This window comes from Delftia deserti (assembly GCF_042653485.1).
Taxonomy (GTDB): domain Bacteria; phylum Pseudomonadota; class Gammaproteobacteria; order Burkholderiales; family Burkholderiaceae_C; genus Comamonas; species Comamonas acidovorans.
The window spans coordinates 2,851,770-2,867,179 of sequence record NZ_JBHSIH010000001.1 but is presented as its reverse complement, the minus strand read 5'-3'; the positions used below and the strand labels follow the sequence as shown (position 1 = coordinate 2,867,179).

General features: G+C 67.8%; 14 protein-coding genes. 8 read left to right on the top strand and 6 right to left on the bottom strand.

Translation table 11 applies throughout. The annotated features are described in order from the left end of the window. The first annotated feature begins 48 nt into the window (after window positions 1-48). The 4 genes from ACFPFG_RS13995 to ACFPFG_RS13980 all read left to right on the top strand — a co-directional run bounded on the left by ACFPFG_RS13995 (window position 49) and on the right by ACFPFG_RS13980 (window position 4,775). On the top strand, window positions 49-1,593 hold the full coding sequence (locus ACFPFG_RS13995; protein WP_312371447.1) for a class I adenylate-forming enzyme family protein: 1,545 nt from the start codon (window positions 49-51) through the stop codon (window positions 1,591-1,593). Between the two features lie 59 nt (window positions 1,594-1,652). After that, window positions 1,653-2,423 carry a class II aldolase/adducin family protein gene (locus ACFPFG_RS13990; protein ID WP_012203336.1) on the top strand — a complete coding sequence of 257 codons (771 nt, stop codon included), beginning with the start codon at window positions 1,653-1,655 and terminating at the stop codon, window positions 2,421-2,423. Window positions 2,424-2,605: 182 nt separating this feature from the next. After that, window positions 2,606-3,535: a 2-hydroxyacid dehydrogenase gene (locus ACFPFG_RS13985; RefSeq protein ID WP_183021496.1), complete on the top strand. Its 930-nt coding sequence runs from the start codon at window positions 2,606-2,608 to the stop codon at window positions 3,533-3,535. A 241-nt stretch (window positions 3,536-3,776) separates the two neighbouring features. Further along, window positions 3,777-4,775 carry a tripartite tricarboxylate transporter substrate binding protein gene (locus ACFPFG_RS13980; protein ID WP_380107066.1) on the top strand — a complete coding sequence of 333 codons (999 nt, stop codon included), beginning with the start codon at window positions 3,777-3,779 and terminating at the stop codon, window positions 4,773-4,775. A gap of 359 nt (window positions 4,776-5,134) precedes the next feature. Here ACFPFG_RS13980 and ACFPFG_RS13975 read toward each other — a convergent pair whose 3' ends face one another. From ACFPFG_RS13975 to ACFPFG_RS13965, 3 genes are read right to left on the bottom strand one after another with little or no spacing between them, the layout of a single operon-like run. Further along, the gene (locus tag ACFPFG_RS13975) at window positions 5,135-5,917 is read right to left on the bottom strand and encodes an enoyl-CoA hydratase/isomerase family protein (RefSeq protein WP_380107064.1); all 783 of its coding nucleotides are present in this window, start codon (window positions 5,915-5,917) and stop codon (window positions 5,135-5,137) included. Between the two features lie 13 nt (window positions 5,918-5,930). Beyond that, window positions 5,931-7,124 carry a CaiB/BaiF CoA transferase family protein gene (locus ACFPFG_RS13970; protein ID WP_380107062.1) on the bottom strand — a complete coding sequence of 398 codons (1,194 nt, stop codon included), beginning with the start codon at window positions 7,122-7,124 and terminating at the stop codon, window positions 5,931-5,933. Window positions 7,125-7,167: 43 nt separating this feature from the next. Then, entirely contained in the window at window positions 7,168-8,148 is a 981-nt protein-coding gene (locus ACFPFG_RS13965; protein ID WP_380107060.1) for a Bug family tripartite tricarboxylate transporter substrate binding protein, read from the bottom strand. A gap of 167 nt (window positions 8,149-8,315) precedes the next feature. Between ACFPFG_RS13965 and ACFPFG_RS13960 the strand changes: the two genes are divergently transcribed. The 3 genes from ACFPFG_RS13960 to ACFPFG_RS13950 all read left to right on the top strand — a co-directional run bounded on the left by ACFPFG_RS13960 (window position 8,316) and on the right by ACFPFG_RS13950 (window position 10,022). Further along, entirely contained in the window at window positions 8,316-9,263 is a 948-nt protein-coding gene (locus tag ACFPFG_RS13960) for a LysR family transcriptional regulator (protein WP_183021501.1), read from the top strand. A gap of 184 nt (window positions 9,264-9,447) precedes the next feature. Continuing rightward, window positions 9,448-9,732: a CopG family ribbon-helix-helix protein gene (locus ACFPFG_RS13955; RefSeq protein WP_183021502.1), complete on the top strand. Its 285-nt coding sequence runs from the start codon at window positions 9,448-9,450 to the stop codon at window positions 9,730-9,732. Continuing rightward, on the top strand, window positions 9,729-10,022 hold the full coding sequence (locus ACFPFG_RS13950) for a type II toxin-antitoxin system RelE/ParE family toxin (RefSeq protein ID WP_183021503.1): 294 nt from the start codon (window positions 9,729-9,731) through the stop codon (window positions 10,020-10,022). Before ACFPFG_RS13955 ends, ACFPFG_RS13950 begins: the two co-directional genes overlap by 4 nt. A gap of 62 nt (window positions 10,023-10,084) precedes the next feature. Here ACFPFG_RS13950 and ACFPFG_RS13945 read toward each other — a convergent pair whose 3' ends face one another. Next, a complete protein-coding gene (locus ACFPFG_RS13945) occupies window positions 10,085-11,155 on the bottom strand; it encodes a GlxA family transcriptional regulator (protein WP_312371465.1) in 1,071 nt (356 codons plus the stop codon). A gap of 96 nt (window positions 11,156-11,251) precedes the next feature. Between ACFPFG_RS13945 and ACFPFG_RS13940 the strand changes: the two genes are divergently transcribed. Further along, window positions 11,252-12,628, top strand: coding sequence for an amidohydrolase (locus ACFPFG_RS13940; protein ID WP_380107057.1), 1,377 nt, complete (start codon window positions 11,252-11,254; stop codon window positions 12,626-12,628). 176 nt (window positions 12,629-12,804) lie between these two features. On the opposite strand, the gene ACFPFG_RS13935 is transcribed toward ACFPFG_RS13940, so the two are convergent. Together ACFPFG_RS13935 and ACFPFG_RS13930 are read right to left on the bottom strand one after the other, a co-directional pair. Beyond that, complete coding sequence (locus ACFPFG_RS13935; RefSeq protein WP_034390445.1) at window positions 12,805-13,374, bottom strand: VUT family protein; 570 nt, start codon at window positions 13,372-13,374, stop codon at window positions 12,805-12,807. Further along, window positions 13,371-15,155: an NAD(P)/FAD-dependent oxidoreductase gene (locus ACFPFG_RS13930; RefSeq protein WP_013804133.1), complete on the bottom strand. Its 1,785-nt coding sequence runs from the start codon at window positions 15,153-15,155 to the stop codon at window positions 13,371-13,373. Before ACFPFG_RS13930 ends, ACFPFG_RS13935 begins: the two co-directional genes overlap by 4 nt. Window positions 15,156-15,410: the final 255 nt, after the last annotated feature.

The window sequence follows — 15,410 nt, the reverse complement described above, 5'->3', positions numbered from 1 at the left end:
CGGGCGCAGTCCGCTTGAGATTCGTGAATTCGTGAAACGGAGTCCCTCATGACTGTCTCCCTGCCTTCGCCCGATGCGCCCTTCACCACGCTGGCCGAGCTGATCCGCAGCCACGCGCGCCAGCAGCCGGCCCATGCCGCCCTGCGCGACGACCAGCAGACCTTGAGCTATGCGCAGCTTGACGCCCTCATGGACCGCGTGGCTGCCGCGCTGCAGCGCGACGGCGTGCAGCCTGGCCAGGCCATCGCCATCTGCGCGTTGAACTCGGTGCGCTATGCCGCGCTGTTCCTGGGCGCCTTGCGCGCGGGCGTGGTGGTTGCGCCGCTGGCGCCGTCCTCCACGGCCGACAGCCTGGCCTCCATGCTGCGCGATGCCCAGGCGCGCCACCTGTTCCTCGACAAGGCGGCCCAGGACCTGGTGCCAGCAGACAGCGCCCTGCAATGCATCTCGCTGGACGGCGCCGCGCCCGGCCGGGCCTTTGACGACTGGCTGGCGCCCGAAGGCGCGCAGCCCGCGCCCGTGAGCGTGGAGCCGGCCGCGCCGTTCAACATCATCTATTCCTCGGGCACCACGGGCACCCCCAAGGGCATCGTGCAGTCGCACGGCATGCGCTGGGCCCACATCAACCGGGGCAGCGTCTACGGCTACGGCCCCGAGGGCACGACGCTGCTGGCCACGCCGCTGTACTCCAACACCACGCTGGTGGTGTTCTTCCCCACGCTGGGCAGCGGCGGCTGCGTGGTGCTGATGCCAAAATTCGACGCGGCCCGCTACCTGCAGCTGGCCCAGCAGCACCGCGTCACCCACACCATGCTGGTGCCCGTGCAGTACCAGCGCATCATGGCGCTGCCGCAGTTCGGCGAGCATGACCTGTCCAGCTTCCGCGCCAAGTTCTGCACCAGCGCGCCGTTCCGGGCCGAGCTCAAGGCCGACGTGGTGGCGCGCTGGCCCGGCAGCCTGACCGAGTTCTACGGCATGACCGAAGGCGGCGGCACCTGCATCCTCGAAGCCCATCTGCACCAGGACAAGCTGCACACCGTGGGCAAGCCCGCCGAGGGACATGACATCCGCCTCATCGACGAGGACGGCCGCGAGGTCGCCCCCGGCGAGGATGGCGAGGTCGTGGGCCATTCGGCCAGCATGATGACCGGCTACCACGGCCAGCCCGCCAAGACGCGCGAGGCCGAATGGTTCGACCCCACGGGCAAGCGCTTCATCCGCACGGGCGACGTGGGCCGCTTCGATGCCGATGGATTCCTCACCCTGTTCGACCGCCGCAAGGACATGATCATCAGCGGCGGCTTCAACATCTACCCCAGCGACCTGGAAACCCAGCTGCGCGCCCACCCGGCCGTGGACGACGTGGCCGTGGTCGGCGTGCCGTCCGAGCAATGGGGCGAGACGCCCGTGGCCTACGTGGTGTCGCGCGCGGGGCAGCCGGCCCTGCCCGAAGACATCATGGGCTGGTACAACCAGCGGGCCGGCAAGACCCAGCGCCTGGCGGACCTGCGCTTCATTGCCGAGCTGCCGCGCAGCGCCATCGGCAAGGTGCTCAAGCGCGAGCTGCGCGACCAGTACGCGACGGGGCGCTGAACCGGCGGATGCTTTCTCCAAACGATGTCCACCACGATGTCCACCAAGAGGTACACCCCATGAGCAACGACACCACGATGTCCGAGGTCCGCCGCCAGGTGACGGCCGAGGAATGGCAGACCCGCATCGAGCTGGCCGCCGCCTACCGGCTGGTCGCCCACTTCGGCTGGGACGACCTGATCTTCACCCACATCTCGGCGCGCGTGCCGGGCCAGCCCGACCAGTTCCTGATCAACCCCTACGGCATGCTGTTCGACGAGATCACCGCGTCCAGCCTGGTCAAGGTGGACCACGAGGGCCGGCCGCTGATGGAGACCGAGTACGACGTCAACCCGGCCGGCTTCGTCATCCACAGCGCCATCCACGACGGCCGCCCCGAGGTGCAGTGCGTGCTGCACACGCACACGCGCTATGGCGTGGCCGTCTCGGCGCAGAAGGAGGGGCTGCTGCCCATCTCGCAGCAGTCCATCTTCCCGCTGGCGCGCCTGGCCTACCACGACTACGAAGGCGTGGCCCTGCGCGACGACGAGAAGCCGCGCCTGGTCGATGACCTGGGCGCCAGCAACTTCCTCATCCTGCGCAACCACGGCCTGCTGACCTGCGGCCGCAACGTGGCCGAGGCCGTGCTGGCCATGTACACGCTGGAGTCGGCCTGCCGCATCCAGATCCTGGCGCAGTCGGGCGGCGGCGAGCTCACGCGCATCCCGCAGGACATCATTGCCGATGCGGTCAACCAGTCGCGCCAGGTCACCAAGGGCAAGGGCGCAGGCCTGGCCTGGCCCGGCCTGCTGCGCCGTCTTGATCGAATCGATCCAAGTTACAAGGACTAACACCCCCTGAGTCGCTGCGCGCCTTCCCCCGTGTGCACGGCGCCCTCTCTCGCTTCGCGGGAGGGGGACGACACCCTCGCTGCGGGGCGGCGCGGCCGGCATAGGCCCTTGCTTGGTGTCCCGCGCTTGGGCTGTTGCTGTTTCGCAGGCAGCGAACAGTGCTCAGATTCATGGAGAAATCAATGGGAATTCTGGTCAACATCCATCCGAGCATGGGCGCGCCCATCGTCGATTCTCTGCGCGCGCTGGCGCCCGGCGTGCAGGTCTGGGGCCACCGCGAAGAGGCGCCGGCCGATGCGGTCGAGGCCATGCTCGCCTGGAGCCTCAAGCCGGGCGTGCTGCCGGCCTATCCGGGCCTGAAGCTGCTGTGCGCGCCCAGCGCGGGCGTGGACAAGCTGCTGGCCGTGCCTGACCTGCCGGCCGGCCTGCCCGTGGCGCGCACGGTCGATCCGCAGCAGCATGTGGAGATCGCCCAGTACGTGGTGGGCACCGCGCTGCGCCACACGCGCGAGCTGGACCTGTTCGCGCGCCAGCAGCAGGCCGGCGACTGGCTGCGCCGCCCCGTGCGCGCCAGCGCCGACTGCCGCGTGGGCATCCTGGGCCTGGGCGAGGTCGGCCGCTTCGTGGCCGGCGCCATGCAGGCCATCGGCTACCCCGTCGCAGGCTGGAGCCGCAGCGCCAAGAGCATTGCAGGCCTGGCCACGCACAGCGGTGCCGAAGGTCTGAAGCAACTGCTGTCCACCAGCGACATCCTGGTCTGCGCCTTGCCGCTCACGCCCGAGACGCGCGACCTGCTGGACCGCCGCACCCTGTCCCTGCTGCCGCGCGGCGCCTACTTCATCAACGTGGGGCGCGGCGAACAGGTGGTGGAAGACGACTTGCTGGCCCTGCTCGACGAAGACCACCTGGCCGGCGCCGCGCTGGACGTGCTGCGCGACGAACCGCCCCAGCCCGGCAACAGGGTCTGGGGCCATCCCAAGGCCTTTGTCACGCCGCACATCGCGGCCCAGGCCTCGGCCGACACCGTGGCCCGCCAGTGCCTGGAGAACCTGCGCCGCCTGCGCGCGGGCGAGCCGCTGCTCAACCTTGTGGATGTGGCGCGGGGGTATTGAGCCTTGTTTTCCATCCGACGCTGCGCTGTTGCGTGGCGTTTTTTCATCGCCGGGCCGCCCCAAGATGAAAAGCGGCCCCCTTGGGGGGCAGCGGACCTTGCGCAGCAAGGGTAGCGTGGGGGCGTTTTTTCATCGCCGGGCCGCCCCAAGATGAAAAGCGGCCCCCTTGGGGGGCAGCGGACCTTGCGCAGCAAGGGTAGCGCGGGGGCCATTTTTCAACTGAGAAGAATCCAGAGACACCATGCCTTCGACTTCCCGCCGCGGCTTTTTGCAATCGACCGCCGCCGCCGCCGCTGCAGCAGCCAACACCGTGCTGGCCCCCTCGGCCTGGGCCCAGAGCCCCTGGCCTTCCAAGCCCATCCGCATCATCGTTCCGTACACGGCAGGCGGCTTCACCGACCAGATGGCGCGCCTGCTGCAGGTCGGCCTGCAAAAGGCCCTGGGCCAGCCCGTCATCGTGGAGAACAAGCCCGGCGCCAACAGCATCATCGGCGTGGACCAGGTCGCCAAGGCCGCGCCGGACGGGCACACCTTCGGCGTGGTCATCGCGGCCTATGCGGCCAACACCACGCTCTATCCCAAGCTGCCCTACAACCCGAAGAAGGACCTGGTCGGCGTCTCGCTCATGGGCGTCTCGCCCCTGGTCGCTGCCGTGGCCATGAACGCGCCCTTCAAGACCACGCCCGAGCTGATCGCCTATGCCAAGGCCAATCCCGGCAAGGTGGGCTTCGGCTCCTCGGGCAGCGGCTCCAGCGCCCACCTGACCACCGAGCTGATGAAGCTGCTCACCAAGACGGACATGGTCCACGTGCCCTACAAGGGCGCCGCGCCCGCGCTGGCCGACCTCATGGGCGGCCAGATCCCGCTGTTCCTGGACCCGCCGCCCAACCTCATCCAGCCCGCCAAGGCCGGCCGCATCCGCCTCATCGGCGTGGCCAGCGACAAGCGCCTGGCCGCGCTGCCCGACGTGCCCACCTTCGTGGAGCAGGGCTACGACGGCCTGCTGGGCAGCACCTGGGCGGCCATGATCGCGCCGGCCGGCGTGCCGCGCGAGATCGTGCAGCGCATGTCCGCCGAGGTGTCGCGCATCATCCGCAGTGCCGATGTGTCGCAGCGGCTGGAGCAGGTGATGGGGACGTTTGCGGAGGGGTCCACGCCTGAGGAATGCGATCGGTTCATCGCTGCCGAGACGGAGAAGTGGGGGAGGGTGATTCGGGAGGCCAAGGTGACGGTGGATTAGGCTTTTCCTGTTCTCGGGGCTGTTTTCTGGGCCCCTGCCGTGCCGAATCCAGCCTCGAAAAGCAACCCCCGGCAGGAAATGAAGCAGACCCTGGGGTGCTAACCCGGCTTCCCCAGCCCGGGATACATGGCCCGGTCTCCACCGACACAAGCCCTGAATCCATACGCCTCGTAAAAGCGCTGCAGCTGCGCATCGTCAATCAGGACATGGGTGGTGGCAATGTCGTCGCGCTGGGGCTGCCCGGCACGCTGCTGGAGATAGTTGTCCAGTTCCGGGTGTCCACAGGTGAAGCTGGCGCGATCATGGAGGCGGCCATCCAGAAGTATGTGTCGAGGGGGGCAGGGTCGGCCATGTCTGCCTCAGGGATTGCCGGAAGGCCAGGCCGGTGAGCGTTTGGCCATGAAGGCGGCCATGCCCTCGCGGGCGTCGGCGGTGGCGGCGACATTGCCGAAATGCTCAACGGCCGACGCCACGCCGCGGCGGTACTCCACGTCCAGTGCCTTGTAGAAGGCCTGGCGTCCGAGCCTCATGACCAGCGGTGACTTGGCTCCGAGCAGGCGGGCCACGGCCCGCGCGCGTTCCAGCACCAGGGCCTCGGGTGCTAGCTCGTTGACGAGGCCCAGCTGCAAGGCCTCGGCTGCGGTAAAGCTGCGGCCGGTGAACAGCAGCTCGAATGCACGGTGCTTGCCGATGATGCGCGGCAGGTGGGTGTAGTGGATGGCGGGGGTGACGCCCACATCGATCTCGGGGTAGCCGAAGGTGGCGCTATCGCTGGCGATCAGCATGTCGCACGAGACGGCCAGCGTCATGCCGCCGCCGCGCGCCGTGCCACCGACCGCAGCGATGCAGGGCTTGCCCAGCCGGGTCTGGGCATCGAAGAGGCCGGTGTACAGCTTGTCGACCAGGCAGAGCTTGTGCTCGAAGCTGGCGGCGCCCATCTCGTTCAGGTGCAGGCCGGCGCAGAACCGACCGGGGACGGCGCTGCCCAGGATGACGGCCTTGACGGTCGCATCCCGCGCGGCGCGGTCCATGTGCTGCAGCAACTGATCCATCATGGCTTCGGTGATGGCGTTCACTGGCGGGCTGTTCAGCACGATCTCGGCGACGGCGTTGTGGACGGTGTAGGTGACGGTGTGCTTCATGGCGCAGAGGTTTTCATTCGGTCGTGGCTACGATGCGGTTCGCCAGCAGCGCATCGATCTCGCTGTCGCCATAGCGCGCACCGCGCAAGATCTGCCGGGTATGCTGGCCCAGCAGCGGCGGCGCCGCTGCTGGGCCACGTGGCGCATGGTTGAAGGTGATCGGCAGATTCACGCTGGGCAGGGGCCCCAGCGTGGGGTGGACGCTTTCGCCGATCACCTGGCGTTGCTTCAGCTGGGGGTGCTCCAACGCCTGCGCCAAGGTCTGGATGGGGGAGCAGGGCACCCCGACGGCCTGCAGCCGCTGTACCCAGTGGGTGACGGATTGCCGTCCGATTTGCTGCTGTACCAAGGCCACGGTTTCGGAAAAATGGGCGACGCGCGCGGCATTGGTGGCGAAGCGGACGTCTTCCTGCCAGGGCTCCAGACCCGCCACGGGACAAAAGCGCTGCCACTGGCTGTCATTGCCCACGCCGATCATCACCGGCCCGTCACTGGCCTCGAAGACCTGGTACGGTGCCATGGCTGGATGGGCGGTGCCCATGCGCTGCGGCAGCTTGCCGCTGCACCAGTAGTTCTGTGCCAGGTAGCCCATGAAGCCCATGGCCGTGTCCAGCAACGAGACCTCCACCAGAACCCCTTGTCCGGTCCGCATGCGCTCTACTACCGCAGCCAGCACGCCACCAAAGGCCATCATGCCGGTGCCCAGGTCCACTGGAGAGAAGGTGGCGCGCACCATGGGGCCGCCAGGATCACCCATCACCGCGACCATGCCGCAGAAGGCCTGCAGCATCACGTCGTAGCCGGACTCCTGGCCCAGCGGGCCATCGCGGCCGTAGCCTGAGATATCACAGTAGATCAGGCGCGGATTGAGCGCGTGGAGCGTGGCGTGGTCGACGCCGAGTTTCTCGGCCGTGCCGGCGCCAAAGCCCTGCAGCGCGATGTCGGCCTCGGCCACCAGGCGGTGAACAACGGCTTGGCCTTGCGGGCTCTTGAGGTCCACGGCCAGGCTTTGCTTGTTGTGATTGACCGCAAGAAACGTCGCGGACTGTCCTTCGCGCTGTGGCAGCCAATGCCGGGTATCGTCGCCTACGCCGATCGGCTCCACCTTGATGACCTCGGCACCCAGATTGCCCAGGTATTGCCCGCACAAGGGGCCTGCCAGTACCTTGCTCAGGTCTACGACCTTCATGCCTTTCAACGGCTGCATTTCATGCTCCAACAGTTTGCGTTCGATCCAGAGGCAACGAAGGTCAGATCGGGCGGATATCGATCTGTCGGCCGAGCGAGGCCCAGTGCTCCGTATCCTTGAGCACGAAGTCATGCACCTGGTCCGGCGCAATCGCCAGCCCCTCGGCGCCACGCGCGATGAGCGAGGCCAGGTACTCGGGGCTGGTAATGCTGCGGTAGACGGCGGCGCGCAGCCTGTCCACCACCGGCATGGGGGTCTTGGCATGGATCTGCAACGACAGCCAGAACCGCAAGTTGACCGCCGGGTAGCCGGATTCCTGCAGGGTCGGGATGGCCGGCAGCTGCGGGGACCGGCCCGCCGACGTGATGGCCAGGCCTTTGAGGCGCTTGCCCTGGATGGCGCCGAGCGAGGTGGTCATGCTGTCGAACAGAAAGTCCACATTCCCCGCCATCACGTCGGCGCTGGCCGGCGCGCTGCCTTTGTAGGGCACGCCCACGGCCTCGATGCCTGCGTTTTTGAGCAACAGCGCCGCATAGATGTGCGGCGAACTGCCCGAGCCAAAGGTGGCATAGCTCAGTTGGCCGGGTTTGCGCCTGGCCAGATCGACCAGATCGGCCAACGTGTCTACCTCGAGCTTGTTCGGATGCACCACCAGAACGTTGGGCACGACGCTGACGATGCCAAGGGTCAGGAAATCTCGTGTGGGGCTGAAGCGCAGCTGCGGGGACAGCAATGGATTGATGGCCTGCATGCCCACGGTATTGAGCAGCACGGTGCCGCCGTCGGCCGGGGCATCCGCTACCAGTTGGGTGCCGATATTGCCGCCCGCGCCAGGCTTGTTTTCCACGATCACGTTCTGGTCCAGTTCCTTGGCCAGATGGACGGCCGCGAGCCGGGCCGAGAAATCGCCCGGGCCGCCGGGGGCGAAGGGCACGACGATGCGCAGAGCTTTGTCCGTGCTGGCGTGGGCCAGCATGTGCGGACCTGTCCCCCATAGAGCCAGGCCCATGCCCGTCAACGCGGATCGGCGGTTCAGTGTCATTCTGATGTCTCCTGTCGGATCGTTGGCGAGACTCCAATGTGGTCAGAACTGATATAACCGTCAAAGATGAGATTTTGATGATGGGTATCAATATTGATTATGGCCATGCAGTGTGAGCCCATCGATGTCTGCGTGGCCGTACACCTTGGCGGCGTGGCCGCGTCCACATGTCCATAGACCTGCGAAACCTGCAATGCTTTCTGGCGGTATGCGCGGCCGGCTCGATCTCGAAGGCGGCCCAGACCGTGTACATTGCCCAGCCAGCGATGAGCATGCACATCAAAGGGCTGGAGGAGGACCTGGGACTGCAGCTGTTCGAGCGCAGCGCACAGGGCGTGAAGCCAACGGAGGCGGGGCTGCGGCTGGAGCAGCATGCGCGCGCGCTGCTGGCCCAGTTGGCCCATGCGCTGGACGATGTACGGCGCATGGAAACGGTGCCTGGCGGTCCGCTGAACGTGGGGCTGCCTCAATCGATGGCCAAGCTGCTGACGGTTCCCTTGGTGAAGGGCACGCTCGCCCGGTGGCCGCAGGTGCGGCTGCAGGTGACGGAACTGAGCACCGGCTACATCCCCCAGCAGTTGCTGCAAGGGCAGATCGACATAGGCATCACTTTCCAGAAACATGGCAGCAGCGGCGTGGTCTACGAGCTGCTGGCCGAAGAGACCCTTGTGCTGATTGCCCCGCCGGGCCAACTGGCTGCGAAGGGCAAGAAGCTTTCCCAGGTGCGCCTTGCCTCGTTGGCGCACTATCCGCTGATCCTGCCGGCACCGGAGCATGGGCTGCGCATCCTGCTGGACAAGCTGTCTTCCGTACACCGCTTGCAGTGGGTGCCGGTGGCGCAGGTGAATGCCATCCACCAAATCATCGACCTCGTGGCGGATGGCGTCGGCTGCAGCCTGTTGTCCTATGCATCGGTGTTTCAGGAGATCAGGAGCGGCAAGCTGTCAGCTGCCGAGATCACCGACCCTGCCATATCGCGCCCCGTCTACATCGCTCGCCGCTGCACCGATGGCCCCAGCATGGCGCAGTCAAGCGTATGCAATCTGCTCAGGGCCATCACGGCCGAACTGATCGGTGACGGCCGCTGGCCCGCCCGGTTGATGAAGGAGGGCTGAACGCGATCTCGTTCAGATGCGCGTGTCTTGCCCTGGGCCTGTGTCGGGCGTGGTGCACGGGTAGTTGTTCTCGCCGAACGACAGGCATCCACACTCATGCGCGCAGTGCCATGTCGATGCATTGGTGTGGCCTTGCTTCATGTGCTACCTTGTATGTGCCCTGTAACACATAGGAGGCCACACCATGAGCGAGGCAACTTTCACATTCCGGGTCGATGAGGCCTTGAAAAGCGACTTTGCGATCGCGGCCAAGGCATGCGACCGCACGGGCGCGCAGTTGCTGCGTGATTTCATGCGTTCATTCGTGCAACAGCAGGAACAGGCCGCAGCACATGACAGATGGTTGCGCGAACAGGTGCAAGCCGGCATCGACGCGGCCAACGCGGGCGAGGTGCTGTCCGCCGATGAAGTGGAAGCAGAGGCCCAGGTGTGGCGGACCGAGATGCGGCGCAGGATTGCCGCATCGTGAAGCTGGTGTGGACGCGTCCAGCAGCAGCCGACAGGCGGGAAATCCGCGCCTATGTCGCCCATGACAATCCATCCGCCGCGCTGGCCCTTGACGAGCGGTTTTCCGAGATTGCAGGGTGCCTGATCGACCATCCCCTGCTGGGTCGAGTCGGGCGCGTTGCCGGCACGCGCGAACTGGTGGTGCATCCCAACTACATCCTGGTCTATGACGTGATCGCAGACAGCGTGCGCGTGCTGCGCGTGCTGCGCGTTCTGCATGCGGCTCGCCAGTGGCCATCGCAGCAGGCATAGACGTCTCCTGACAGAGGAGATCTGGTAGGCGCAAGGCATCGACGCAATGCTGGAGTCGTTGTTCAACGTCCCTGGAGAAGGGGTGGTGAAGCCTCCGTGCCTGCAGTCATCCCGGTCATGGGTTCGACCCTCCACCGCCTCCTGGGCGCCCTCAACGCATGCCTTTCCCGATAGGCCGCAGGCGCCATCCCCACATACCGCAAGAACACCCGCCGAAACGCCGAGGCATCCCCATACCCGCAAGCCAGCGCCACGGACGGCACGCTCTCCAGCGTGATCTCCAGCAGCACCCGGGCCCGCGCGCAGCGCAGGCGGTGCAGGTGGTCCAGCGGGCTGTGGCCCAGTTCCTGCTGGAAGTGGCGCAGCAGGGTGCGCGGGCTGGTGGATGCCGCGTGCGCGAGCGCCTGCAGGTCATAGGGCTGCTCCACGCGCGCCTCCAGCCAGGCGATGGCATGGGCCAGCACGCTGTTGCGCGTGGCGGGTATGCGGCGGTCCTGCAGGGCGGCGCGGGTGGCGCGTTCGCGTTGTGCATCGGGCTGCAGCACGGCGGCCAGCGCTGCGGCGAGGTCGTCGCCGAAGGCATGGCGCGTGAGCGCGATGGCCATGGGCGCCAGGGCCTCGGGGTGGGAGGCGCTGAGCCAGGGCCTGTCGTCCACGAAGGGCTGTCCCTCGGCCAGTTCGATGCCCGGGAAATCCAGGCCGAAGCCGCCCATGAAATACCAGGGCAGGGCCACGCGCCGGCCCTGGCAGCGGCCCCCGGCTGCCGCAAACCAGGCGGCGCTGCCCAGCGTGCATACGGCCAGGCCCTGGTCGAAGGCCGTGGTGATGCGCCGAACGAGGGCCGGATGCGCGGCGACGATGTCGCGGATGGAGGGAATGTCGGGGCAGTGCAGCGCGCTCACGAAGAGGGCATGCGCCGGGCCTTCGGCTGCTGCGCCTTCGTCCGCGTGCGGCATGGCGGGCAGGGTCCGGCCCTGGCCATCGACCCAGCGCCAGCCAAAGCGCGTTGCGCGCCGGCCCAGGCGCAGGCTGGCGACCAGGTTGGCGCTGCGCAGCATCTCCACCAGGTGCGCGGCATGGCCGATGGCGCTGTGCTCCAGGCAGGGCAGCTCGATGACGAAGGCACGGGGCATGGCGGTTCTGGCTCCTCGAATGGCGATTTTGACGTGTCCGTCATACGTGCTTCACTTTTAGCATGGCTGCTTGTGCCACTTTCCAGGACCACGAAGATGCTCCACACCAGCGCCGAGACAAGGCTCTCCTCCCTCCCGCGCACAGGCTTGCGCTCCATCGCCCTGGCCGGGCTGCTGGCCTGCGGCCTGCCACTGGCGGCCAGCGCCCAGGGGCTCGATGCCCAGGGCCTGGCGGCCCTGGACGCGGCCATCCAGCCGCTGGCGCCCAGGATGCTGGAGTGGCGCCGCGACATCCACCAGCACCCCGAACTGTCGGGCCAGGAAGAGCGCACGGCCAAGCTGGTGGCCGATCACCTGCGCCGCCTGGGCATGGAGGTGCAGACTGGCGTGGGCGGCACGGGCGTGGTGGGCGTGCTGCGCGGCGGCCAGCCGGGCAAGACCGTGGCGCTGCGTGCCGACATGGATGCGCTGCCTGTAGCCGAGAAGACCGGCCTGCCCTTCGCCTCCAAGGCCAATGCCCAGTACATGGGCAAGGAGGTGCCGGTCATGCATGCCTGCGGGCATGATGCCCACGTGGCCATGCTCATGGGCGCGGCCGAGGCGCTGGCCGGCATGCGCGCAAAGCTGCCCGGCACGGTGAAGTTCATCTTCCAGCCCGCCGAGGAAGGCGCCCCGGTGGAGGCCGATGCCCACGGCCATGTGCCCAGCTTCGGCGCCAAGGCCATGGTGGAGGCCGGCGTGCTCAAGGATGTGCAGGCCATCTACGGCCTGCACATCACGGCCAACCTGCCCTCGGGCATGGTGGGCTATCGCAGCGGGCCGCTGATGGCGGGCTCGGACAGCCTGAGCATCCAGGTCGAGGGCCGGGGCGGCCATGGCTCGTCGCCGTGGAATGCGGTCGATCCCATCGTCGCGGCCAGCCAGGTGGTGCTGGGCCTGCAGACCGTGGTCAGCCGCCAGCTCAACATCAGCCTGGAGCCGGCCGTGCTGACAATCGGCTCCATCCAGGGCGGCACGCGCTACAACATCATCCCGGACAACGTGGAGATGCAGGGCACGCTGCGCACCTTCGACGAGGACATGCGCCAGGAGGCACACAAGCGCATCACCGCCACGGCCGAGCAGATCGCGGCCTCCAGCGGCGCCAAGGCCAGGGTGCGTTTCGGCCCCGTGGCCTATCCGGTGACCACCAACCCCGCCGCACTGACCGAGGCCTCGCTGCCCGCGCTCAAGCTGGCCATGGGCGGCAAGGCCATGGTGATTCCCAAGGTCAGCGGCTCCGAGGATTTCTCGGAATTCCAGAAGGTGGTTCCGGGCTTCTTCTACTTCCTGGGCGCGCCGCCGGCAGGCCAGGACTTTGCCAAGGCGCCGTCCAACCACTCGCCGCTGTTCGACATCGACGAGAAGCAACTGCCCACGGGCGCGCGTTCACTGGCCGCGCTGGCCGTGGACTATCTGCAGCGCAACCCATAGTTATTGGACTCCCCCTGAGCGGCGGACGCCGCTTCCCGTTGCACGGCGCCCCCTCTCTCGCTACGCGGGAGAGGGACGGCACCCTCGCTGCGGGGCGGGGCGGGGCGGGGCGGCCGGCGCAGGCCCTTGCTCGGTGCCCCTGGCTTGAGATCGAGTCCGTGCGAATCGCGTCGGCTTTATTTGGCGCTAGCGATTGCCGATGGGCCTTTCCACCACCGGGCGATGGCGAGCCGGAAGGGCAGCAGCAGCGCCACGCCCAGCACCAGCTTGACGCCCAGGTCGCCCAGGGCCCAGGTCACCCAGGGCTCGGCGGCGCCTGCGAAGGCGATGCTCCAGAACAGGAAGGTGTCCAGGCAGGCGGCCAGCAGCGTGGCCACCAGGGGTGCACGCCACCAGCGGCCCGCACGCAGGCGGTGGAACACGCCGATGTCCAGCCACTGCGAGGCGATGAAGGCCGCGCCCGAGGCCAGCGCGATGCGCGGCGGCGCCAGCACCAGCGAGGCGGCCACGGCCACAGCAAAGCCCACCCAGGCCACGCGCCGGGCCTGCTGCGGGCCGAAGCTGCGGTTGACCAGCTCGCTCACCAGGAAGGCGAACGGATAGGTGATGGCACCCCAGGTCAGCCAGTCGTTGATGGCGTACTGCACCAGGATGTTGGACGACAGCACCACCACGCCCATGGCCGCAATGGCGGCCAGCAGCTGGGTGCGCGAGGGGGCGGCGAAACGGTGCGGACGCGGTGTCATGCTGCGCCACCGGAGCCGCGTGCGCCCGACGAGGGCAGGGGCAGCCCGAGGATGGCGCAGGCCACGGCCTCGCCCACCTTGACGCCGTCCACGCCGGCCGACAGGATGCCGCCCGCGTAGCTGGCGCCTTCGCCGGCCGGGTACAGACCGCGCGTGTTCAGGCTGTGGAAGTCCGCGCCGCGCTCGATCTTCACGGGCGAGGAGGTGCGCGTTTCCACGCCGGTGAGCACGGCATCGTGCATGTCGTAGCCGCGGATCTTCTTGCCGAAGGCGGGCAGGGCCTCGCGCATGGCCTCGATGGCGTAGGCCGGCAGCACGTGGTGCAGGTTGGTCAGCGTGATGCCGGGCTGGTAGGAGGGCTCGACCTCGCCCAGCGCGGCCGATTCCTTGCCCGCGATGAAGTCGCCCACCAGCTGGCCCGGCGCGTTGTAGTTGCGCCCCCCCAGCAGGTAGGCCTTGGTCTCCAGCTGGCGCTGCAGCACGATGCCCGACAGCGGGTGCAGCTCGCCGTCCTTGAGGTCTTCCACGCCATGGGTCTTGCCGTCGAAGGCCCAGGCAAAGCTCTTGGCATCGCGCGGATAGTCGGAGGGGTCGATGGCGCAGACCATGCCGGCGTTGGCATTGCGCTCGGCACGCGAGTACTGGCTCATGCCGTTGGTAACCACGCGCTCGGGCTCGCTGGTGGCCGCCACCACGGTGCCGCCCGGGCACATGCAAAAGCTGTAGACCGCGCGCCCGTTGCTGGCGTGGTGCACCAGCTTGTAGTCGGCCGCGCCCAGCAGCGGGTGGCCGGCATGCCTGCCCCAGCGCGCCCGGTCGATCAGGCCCTGCGGATGCTCGATGCGAAAGCCCACCGAGAACGGCTTGGCCTCCATGTGCACGCCGCGTTCGTAGAACATGGCGAAGGTGTCGCGCGAGCTGTGGCCCAGGGCCATCACGGCATGGTCGGTCTCCAGCCACTGGCGCTCGCCGCTGTCCTGGTCCAGCACTTCCAGGGCGGTGAGATGGCGGTCCTCGCCCTCGCCCTCGATGCGCATGTCGCACACGCGCTGGCCGAAGCGGATCTCGCCGCCCAGGCGGATGATTTCCTCGCGGATGCCCTCGACCACCTTCACCAGCTTGAAGGTGCCGATGTGCGGATGCGCGGCATAGAGGATCTCGGGCGGTGCGCCGTGGGTGACGAACTCCTGCATCACCTTGCGGCCCAGGTGGCGCGGGTCCTTGATCTGGCTGTAGAGCTTGCCGTCGGAGAAGGTGCCTGCGCCGCCTTCGCCGAACTGCACATTGGACTCGGGCACCAGCTCGCGCTTGCGCCACAGGCCCCAGGTGTCCTGGGTGCGCTCGCGTACCGAGCGGCCGCGCTCGATCACGATGGGCCTGAAGCCCATCTGCGCCAGCACCAGGGCCGCAAAGATGCCGCAGGGCCCGAAGCCCACCACCACGGGCCGGCGCTGCAGGTCGGCAGGCGCCTGGCCCACGGCATGCCAGCGCATGTCGGGCGTGGGGTTCACATGGGCATGGCTGGAGAACTGCTCCAGCAGTGCGGCTTCCTGGCTCTCGTCGGCCAGCGTCAGGTCCACGATGTAGACCGCCAGCAGCTCGGACTTGCGCGCATCGAAGCTGCGCTTGTGCACGTGCACGGAGGCAATGGCCTCCTCGGCAATGCCCAGCTGGCGCGCAGCCAGGGCGCGCAGCGGCTCCAGGGGCAGGTATTCGGTGTGGCTGTCGGGGTGGTATTGCACCGCCGACAGGGGCAGTTTCAGTTCGGAGACGCGGATCATGGCTTGTACCTATCAAGCAGAGGGCCGGCGATGGTAAGCCAAAGCGGGCGACCGCACAGGCTGCGGGCCGCACAGCCTTGGGATGTGCTCGGGTTCGGATTTTCCGCCAGATATTCCTGGTCCTGGTGCTTTCCCGATCCGGGCACGGACCTTGCATGCAGGGCCGGCCATCCGTGAGCGGGGCCCTCCAGCCCCGCTCTGACGGGGGTGGCTGCATCTGCGCGAAGTGGTGGTGGAACGGATGTAAGCTCGCGG